Source organism: Actinomadura rubrobrunea NBRC 15275 (assembly GCF_001552235.1).
In the GTDB taxonomy this organism is placed as follows: domain Bacteria; phylum Actinomycetota; class Actinomycetes; order Streptosporangiales; family Streptosporangiaceae; genus Spirillospora; species Spirillospora viridilutea.
Map to the genome: position 1 here is coordinate 1 of NZ_BCQU01000185.1, position 2718 is coordinate 2718.

Sequence of the window (2718 nt, forward strand, 5' to 3'; positions counted from 1 at the left end):
GCGGGGGTGACGTTCTCCCCGGACGGCCGGACGATGTTCGTCAACGTCTACGAACCGGGCACCACGTTCGCGATCACCGGGCCGTGGCGCCGGCACTAGCCGCCGCTCCCCGTCGACTCGAGGCGCGCGCCGCGGCCACGGCGCGCGCTGCCTGACCGCGCCGAAACGGCGCGGCCCCGCCCGGGACCGCGGTCGAGCCCGGGCCGAGGATGCGGCGGTCGTGCCGGTCTGCCCGGTGGGACCCCGAGCCGCCGCCGAGTGTCGGCGCGGCCCGGTCACCGGACCGGTGGCGGGGGCGGGGCTCAGGACGGCGGCCAGCTGATCAGTGCGTGGCCCCAGGTGAGGCCGGCGCCGAACCCCGCCAGCAGGACCAGTTCGCCGGGGGCGATGCCGCGGGTGCGCACGGCGCGGTCCAGGGCGTAGGGGAGGCTGGCGGCGCCGATGTTGCCGACATCCTGCCCGGCGATGACGAGCTGCTCGGGGTCCAGGCCGGCGCGGGGCGCCAAGGACTCCACCAGCTTGGGGTTGGGCTGGTGCGGGACGACCAGGGCCAGGTCGGCGGGCTTGATCCCCGGCGGCGTCGGTGGCCTCGGCGACCGGCCGGGGGAAGATGTCGACGATGAACGTGCGGACGGCGGCGGCGTCCATGTGGATGGTGTGGCCGCCGTCGGCCAGGGTGGCGGCGCTGGGCGGGGTGCGGCTGCCGCCGGCGGGGATGATCGCGGCCTCGGCGCCGGTGCCGTCGGCGCCCAGCGCCAGCGAGGTGATGCCGTAGGGGGCGGGGACGGGGCCGACGACGGCGGCCGCGGCGCCGTCGCCGACCAGCGCGGCGGTGGCCCGGTCGGCGGGGTTGAGGAACTTGGAGAACACCTCCACGCCGATCACCAGCGCCAGCGGGGCGGAGCCGCGCTGGGTGGCCAGCCAGCCGACGGCGGCCTGCAGGCCGAACACGAACCCGGTGCAGGCGGCCGCGACGTCGAACGCGGCGGCTCGGCGGGCGCCCAGGCGGGCCTGGACGCGGCAGGCGGTGGGCGGGCCGAGCTCGTCGGGGGTGGCGGTGCCGACCACGATCAGGCCGAGGTCGGCGGGCCGCGCTCCGGCGGCGTGCAGGGCGCGTTCGGCGGCCGCCAGGGCCAGGTCGGAGGCGGCCTGGCCGGGCGCGGCGACGTGCCGGCGGCGGATGCCGGTGCGCTGCTCGATCCATTCGGGGGCCAGGCCCAGGTCGCGCGACAGCTCCTCGCTGGAGACGGTGCGGTCGGGCAGGTAGGACCCGGTGCCGCGGATCGCCCAGCGCGGGCCGCCGCCGGCGTGGTGCGTGTGCTCGTTCGTGCGGGGCGTGCTCATCCGCGCGTGCTCCCCTCACCGGCCGCATGGCCAGGTCGCCGGACTGTCTGGTTCGCTCGCCCGCCGGGCGGTCCGAGAGGCCCGGTGGTCGCCGGTGCCCGCCGCGCCGACCGAACGAACGGTTGTCAGGCCGCAGCCATGAGCGAATAATCCCATTCCGTAACTTTTCGTCCATATCCGGCGGCTCAGGGAACTTTAGCTACATAGCCAAGAGAGCCTGGCGCCGGAGTAAGGAGACCGCCGTGTCCTTCCTGCTCTCGCCGTCCGCGCAGCCCCCGCCGTCCCCCCGGCCGTCCCCGCCGCCGGCCCTGTGGACGCCGGGGGACAGGCCGCCGGACGGGTACGCCTTGCTGTTCCCGGGCACCGGCGCGTCCGGCGGGCCAGGGCTGGGGGCCCTGGCCGGATCCGGTCCCGCCGCGCACCGCATCGTCACCGACGTGCTGGACGCCGTCCAAGAGGGACTGCCGCGCGACTGGCCGTCGCTGCGGCGCGTCCTGCTGGACGACCCGGCGTCCTACCGCGCCGCCGCCCGCACCCCCGGCGTGGCGCAGCTGGCCGACTACGCCACCTCGGTCGCCGTCGACCGGGTCCTGCGCGCCGCCGGCGCGACCCCGGGCTTCGCGGTCGGGCAGAGCTTCGGGGAGATCGCCACGCTGGTGAGCGCGGGAGTGTTCACCATCGCCGACGGCGCCCGCATGGCGGTGGACGCCGTCGGGGTGCTGGCCCGGCACGGCCGCGGCGGCGGCATGGCCCTGCTGCAGACCGCGGAACCGCGCGCCCAGGCCCTCATCGACCGGGCGGGCGCCTCCGGCGAGGTGGTCGTGGCGTGCGTGAACGCACCGGAGCTGACGGTGGTCAGCGGCCCGGACGACCCGCTGGAGCGCGTCGTGGACACCGCCCGCGCGGACGGCGCCCGGGCGACGCGGCTGGCGGTGCCCTACCTGTCGCACCACCCGGCGATGGCCGCCGCGGGCGACGAGTGGTACGCGATGGTCCGCGACGTGCCGCGCCGCCCCCTGCAGCTGCCGGTGTACTCGCCGGTGCGCGGCCGCGCCTACACCGACGGCGACGACCTGCCCCGGGCGCTGGCCGACTGCATGGCCCACCCGCTGCGGCTGCCGCCGATCCTGCGCGCCGTCCACGACGCGGGCGCCACGGCGTTCGTGGAGGCCGCCCAGGGCGACACGCTGTGCCAGTGCGTCCGCCTGACACTGCCCAAGGCGCGCACCTGGGCGCCGCTGCACCAGGCGCCGCGCGGCGCCCGCCCCCGCGCCGCCGGCCCCGGCCCGTCCAACGGGCGCGACGCGGCCGCGTCCCCGCAACCGCCCGCCGCCCCAACCGCCGACACCTGATCGCGACAGGAGGGCCGTCATG

Annotated in this window: 2 protein-coding genes and 1 pseudogene; 1 reads left to right on the plus strand and 2 read right to left on the minus strand. The window is 77.7% G+C overall.

Translation table 11 applies throughout. The annotated features are described in order from the left end of the window. Nucleotides 1–302: 302 nt before the first annotated feature. Nucleotides 303–515: a 3-oxoacyl-[acyl-carrier-protein] synthase III C-terminal domain-containing protein gene (locus AR3_RS32500; protein WP_245637945.1), complete on the minus strand. Its 213-nt coding sequence runs from the start codon at nt 513–515 to the stop codon at nt 303–305. Between the two features lie 283 nt (nt 516–798). Further along, nucleotides 799–1344: pseudogene (locus AR3_RS32505) on the minus strand (3-oxoacyl-ACP synthase); the annotation flags it as partial. A gap of 242 nt (nt 1345–1586) precedes the next feature. Here AR3_RS32505 and AR3_RS28850 point away from each other — a divergent pair. Then, a complete protein-coding gene (locus AR3_RS28850) occupies nt 1587–2696 on the plus strand; it encodes an ACP S-malonyltransferase (RefSeq protein WP_245637944.1) in 1110 nt (369 codons plus the stop codon). Nucleotides 2697–2718: the final 22 nt, after the last annotated feature.